Genomic DNA, 6,093 nt, shown 5'->3' with positions numbered 1-6,093 from the left:
TTCAGTTGAGTAGACCACAAAACTGTTGTAGGAGTAATGAGTAAGGAGTAAGGAGGAGGAATAATTTTTCGAGTACCTTCCCTATAATTCTCATTTCTCCTGTTTCCTGTCTCCTGTCTCCTGACTCCTACCCTTACCCATAAAACTTTTTCAGCAAACCCTAATTAATAGTCTCCTGGGGTGCTAATTATCAAAAAAGTTCCATGCACCTGTCTTAATTACTTAATAATTAAAGTACCATCTAAGTATAGCATGAATATATGGTAATTGCTATAATATAGAAGCCATTTGTTATCTTTGTCAAGGTGTGGGTTTTTGGCAAAGGAGTCAAGATTAAGGAATTATAAGTCAGGAAATTGAGAAATAAAATAGAGGAAAAAGTTATAATAAGGCCATCGTATTCACCATCTTACCTTATCTCCCACGCCCCTACTGCCCATCTATATTTTATACTAAATCCGGTTTATAGGGTATCTTTTTGGGGAGATTAGAGAGAATTTTGAAAAAAGTAATGCATGATAACCAAATTTGGTATTAAATAGATCCTAAATGGGTTATATAAATTAGTATTATATCTTGGCAACTTACCCTAATTCCAAAGTAGTTGAAATAGTTTTAAACGATAGTTTTATTTTTGATAATTAGTATAATACCAACCTAGGCAAAATGTTTAACAAACTTTCCCTAAAAACTGTTCTCATTGTCCCGTTTATTCTGCAAATAGTGACTGCTGTTGGATTAGTGGGATATTTTTCTTTTACTAATGGACGCCAATCAGTTGATACTTTGGCGAATAAGTTAACTAAAGAAATTAGTACTCGTATTCAGCAACACGTTTTAGATTATCTAGATCAATCCCATCAAGTGCTAAGAATAACTAATGATTCTATTACCAGTGGAAACTTTGATGTTTACGACTTTAGGGCAATGCAACTCTACTTTTGGCAAATTATCAAACAGCAGAAGTGGGAAACCGAGCTTTTTTTTGGTAATGAACAGGGAGAGTTTATTAACGTTGACATTAATCATAATGGAGATATTGTCTTCAGAATTCGGACTACAGCTACTCAACCATTGCGTAAAATTTATCAATTAGACGAGGGTGGCGAGATCGGCAAACTATTAAGAGTTAGAGAGTACGATCCACGCATTCGTCCCTGGTATCAAGCAGCAAAAAAATTGGGCAAACCTACATGGAGTCCTATTTATTCAGCTTTCTCTGGTTCTAACACATCTTTAGATATAGCTGCAGTCAAACCTATTTTTGATTCTGAAGGTGATTTAATCGGAGTTTTAGGTAATGAAAGCAGCTTAACGCAAATGACAGAATTCCTCACTGACTTAAAGATTAGTCCTAATGGCAAAAGCTTTATCATGGAGCGATCTGGAAATTTAATTGCTAGTTCCCAAATTTCCGAACCTTTTGTGATTAGTGAAGTTGATGGAAACAGAAAAATAGAACGCTTACACGCTCTTGATAGTGGTAATAGTATGGTCAGCGTGACTGCAACCCACTTAGAAAAAACATTTGGTAGTTTAGAAAAAGTAGATAGCAGTAAACAACTGAATTTCACTATTAATGGAAAGTGGTACTATGCAAGTATTATGCCAGTTGCAGATGGACGGGGTATTGATTGGTTAGTAGTAGTTGTTGTTCCTCAAGATGACTTCATGATCAAAATAGACGCTAATACCAGAACCACCATTTTATTAAGTGTTACTGCTCTGATTGTAGCTATATTAATAGGGATAGTTACTACTTACTGGATTACTAAACCAATATTACAACTTAATTCTGCTGCTAAAAAAATTGCGGAAGGAAAATGGGAAAATCAACTTGATATTCACCGTGGTGATGAAGTAGGAGAACTTGCTCAGTCCTTTGATCATATGGCAACCCAGCTCAAAAATTCTTTTCACACCTTAGAAACAAAAAACGAAGAACTTAAAAAATTAGATCGCCTCAAAGACGAATTTTTAGCCAACACTTCCCACGAACTACGGACGCCACTAAATGGTATTATCGGTATTGGTGAATTTCTGATAGATGGTTGCACAGGTAAGTTAAATCCTGTAACCACTTCTAACTTAACTATGATAGTTTCTAGTGCTCGTCGTCTTTCCAATCTTGTTAACGACATTCTTGACTTTTCTAAAATCACACATAACACACTAGAATTACAAACTAAAGCTGTTGATGTCCGTGGAGTAGTCGAAGCAGTAGTCAGTTTAAATCAAGTTTCGGTCAGCAAAAATAAAAATCTGCAATTAGTAGATGCTATTCCCACAAATTTACCTCCTGTTTGTGCTGATGAAAACCGTCTTCAACAAATACTTTATAACTTAATTGGCAATGCTATTAAATTTACTGACTCTGGTAAAGTCGAAATCTGTGCAGTAGTAATTACTAAAAATTCTGTACATTCTCCTGGCGTACTCTCGATCTCAGAAGACTCTAGTCAAAGTCAAGGGCAATCTCAAGAACTAAAAATTGTTGTTTCTGATACTGGCATTGGTATTCCAAGTGATAAACTAGAAAGTATTTTTGAATCCTTTGAACAAGGAGAAGGTTCCACAGCCAGAAAATATGGTGGTACAGGTTTAGGGTTAGCAGTCACCAAACAATTAGTCGAACTCCACGGCGGTCGAATTTGGGTAGAGTCAGAGGTTGGTGTAGGTTCTAGTTTTAGTTTTACCCTACCCATTTCTCAAAAAACTGTAGCAGATACTCCCAGTCTTACTACTCCTACAGTTAATAGTGTTCGATATCTGATTGATCAAGTAGACATACCTTTAGAAAGCGAACCCGTAGAAAGTCATCTAGCTGGAGGTAATTTTCACATTTTAGTTGTGGATGATGAACTGATAAATATTCAAGTTTTGCGTAATCATCTTCAAGCTAACAACTACAAAATTACTGAAGCATTAAACGGAAAAGAAGCTTTAGTTGCTTTGCAGGAGCATGATGATTTCGATCTAATTTTGCTAGATGTAATGATGCCGAATATGTCTGGTTATGAAGTTTGCGCTAAAATTAGAGAAAAATATCCAGCCCAAAGTTTGCCTGTATTAATGTTAACTGCTAAAAATCAAGTAGCCGATCTGGTTATGGGTTTCCAATTTGGTGCTAATGATTATTTAACTAAACCTTTTGCTAAAGATGAGTTATTAACTAGGGTTAAAACACATATTCAATTATCAAAAATTACTAATGCCTACGGACGTTTTGTGCCCCACGAATATGTGAGGTTACTCTCAAAAGAAAGCATTATTAATGTTAAGCTAGGCGATAGAGTTAGTAAAGAAATGGCGATTTTCTTTTCTGATATTCGCTCTTTTACAACTATATCTGAGCAGATGACTTCTCAATAAAATTTTGCTTATGTGAATGGTTATTTACAACAAGTTTGTCCAGAAATTCGCGATCGCAATGGTTTAATTATTAAGTTTATGGGAGATGGCATTATGGCAGTATTCCCAGATGGGGTGGATGATGCCGTTGAAACTGCTATTGCTCAACTCAAGAAATTACAAGAATATAATCAGATTCTCAAAGCAGAAGATTTTCCCCCAATTAAAATTGGTATAGGTATTCATTGGGGTCACATGATGGTAGGTATAGTTGGGGAGGAAGGCCGGATGTCTGGAGATGCGCTTTCTGATAATGTGAATTTGACAGCTCGTTTGGAAGGTTTGACTAAGTTTTATGGTGTTTCTTTATTAATTTCTGAGTCAGTTTTTAACTGTTTAAAGAATCCGCAAAAATATCAAATTAGATTTTTAGATAGGGCATCTGTTAAGGGTAGAGATGAACCTATTAATGTTTATGAAGTGGTGGATGGTGAAGTTGATTATGTACGAGAATTAAAATTAAAAACTCAGGCAGATTTTGGATTAGGTTTGGAGTCTTATCGTTTAGGGGAGTTAGTTTCTGCTAAAGAATATTTTGAGAAAGTTTTAGCAGTTAATTCTTCAGATAAAACAGCTCAACTGTATTTAGAAAGAATTGATGAGTTGATGGTAACTGGTGTGCCCAAAAATTGGAATGGGGTTTGGACGTTTACTCAGAAATAATAGCAATTAAATAAATGTTTGCTACAAATGGTAGAAATAAGGAAGAAGGAAGAAGCAAGAAGCAAGAAGTGATAAACATTCAAAAAAAAGTAAAAACGATAGATATAACTATCTAAAATGAATTGGAGCAGCTATTTTTCAGCACATCCGATCGAGAGCTACCTTTTCGTAGCATTCTTTTTTCAAAGTGGTATAATACAAATTTTATGGCCACCTATAGCAATCAGGAATCAGATGTGAGAATTGAGGTGTTCCTGAAAAGGAAGGAATATAGCAGTTATCTGATGAATTAAGATACATTTTTTATTCTATGTTCCCTGTTTTCTAAAAGTATGCAATATCTCACAACTTAAATCATATTGTTATACTTAAATAATTGGTAAGACTATCGTAAATATTGTGCCTTGTCCAACTGTAGATTCGCAGCTAATTTGACCACCATGTTTTTCTGTAATAATTTGATGAGCGATCGCCATCCCTAAACCTGTTCCTTTACCCACTCCTTTTGTTGTAAATCCTTGTTCAAATATTCTATTTTTGGTCTCTGATTTCATCCCACTACCATTGTCTTGAATTTCAATCTGTATTTGATTTTCATCTAGTTGAAATGTCTGAATCTTAATTTGATTCGGTTTCTCTTCAATCTCAGCATAAGTTTTACCAATATTTGCTTCATCAAAAGCATCTATCGCATTTGCCAAAATATTCATAAATACCTGATTTAACTGACCAGCAAAACAGTTAATTTCTGGAACTTCCCCATATTCTTTAATAATTTCTATTGCTGGACGTTTATCGTTAGCCTTGGTACGATGTTTGAGAATTATTAATGTACTCTCTATCCCATCATGGATATTGAATTTCGTCTTATGCTCTTGATCTTTGCGGGAAAATATCCTCAGACTGGTGCTGATATTTTTCATCTGCTCTACTCCCACATTCATCGACTTTAATATCTTGGGAAAATCTTCTTGCAAATATTCCAAATCTATTTCTTCGGCATGATCTTCGATTTCTCCAGTAGAAGTATTTTCTTGATATAGTTCTAAATGCTCTAATAAGTCATTCAGGTTGTTTTCGGCCATTGAAATATTGCCAGCAATGAACCCCAATGGATTATTGATTTCATGGGCAACACCAGAGAGCAAAGTCCCTAATGCTGACATTTTTTCACTTTGAACTATTTGTAGTTGTGCTTTTTGTAAATCTCGCAGTGCTTTTTGGGCTTGCTCGTATAGTTGGGCATTTTCCAGAGCAATGGCAGCTTGAGCGCAGAGAAATTCAACTATCTTCTGGCGTTCGGTAGTAAAAATGCCTTTTGTAGTGGGATGCTCTAAGTACAAAATAGCAACTAAATGACCTTTATGCAATAGTGGCACACATAAGACACTTTGAGGTTGATATTGGAGTAAATACCCTTCGAGGATGCCAGCAATTTCGGTTTTGGCTTCATCAATGAGTACAACGGACTCTGTGTGTTGCACATATTGAATCAAGCGAGTCGGGACTGGACTTTCTGTAGTTAATAGTTGTGAGGTGCTATTGGTCTCTACTTTACCATCTGTTGTCAGTTGTGCTATAGCCCGCAGATACCATTGGTCAGTTTCCCAAATGAGTAAAACAGCTTTTTTTGCCCCGGCATTGGTGAGAATAATCTGTAGAATTTTGCTCAATAGTGGTTCAAGCTCTATGATGCCGGAGATAGCTTGAGCTGCTTGTAATAGTGCTGCCAAATCTAGGGTATCGGATAATCCCGTACTGGTTGTTTTAGTCGTGTTTTTTGAGGTTAGTGTTTGAGTCACCTGCTCAATACTATCAAGGGGATTCAATTGTATCTGTTGCTGTTGAAATACAGGGGTGAGTAGTTCGGGGTATAGTGTTTCTAGTTGGTTAATCTTAGCCTTAGCTCCCCACCGAGCATAACAATAGTAAGCTTCTACCATATAGGTTTGGGAAATTTTTGCTTTCCCCCAGTCTAGGTAGAATTTAGCTGCCAGTTCATTAGCTAATGCTTCTTCT

At 36.0% G+C, this 6,093-nt stretch carries 3 protein-coding genes; 2 read left to right on the top strand and 1 reads right to left on the bottom strand.

Annotation, left to right across the window (positions count from 1 at the left end):
- Nucleotides 1-666 precede the first annotated feature (666 nt).
- Both ACP6PL_RS17995 and ACP6PL_RS17990 read left to right on the top strand, forming a co-directional pair.
- Entirely contained in the window at nucleotides 667-3,372 is a 2,706-nt protein-coding gene (locus ACP6PL_RS17995) for a response regulator (protein WP_426546644.1), read from the top strand.
- Nucleotides 3,373-3,384: 12 nt separating this feature from the next.
- Nucleotides 3,385-4,074 (top strand): adenylate/guanylate cyclase domain-containing protein, encoded by a 690-nt coding sequence (locus tag ACP6PL_RS17990; RefSeq protein WP_426546643.1) that lies wholly within the window; start codon nucleotides 3,385-3,387, stop codon nucleotides 4,072-4,074.
- 368 nt (nucleotides 4,075-4,442) lie between these two features.
- On the opposite strand, the gene ACP6PL_RS17985 is transcribed toward ACP6PL_RS17990, so the two are convergent.
- On the bottom strand, nucleotides 4,443-6,093 hold a 1,651-nt coding region (locus tag ACP6PL_RS17985; protein ID WP_426546642.1), incomplete at its 5' end, for a sensor histidine kinase.

It is taken from the genome of Dapis purpurea BLCC-M126, assembly GCF_050015975.1.
Taxonomy (GTDB): Bacteria; Cyanobacteriota; Cyanobacteriia; order Cyanobacteriales; family Microcoleaceae; genus Trichodesmium.
This window is presented reverse-complemented; position numbering and strand designations above follow the sequence as displayed.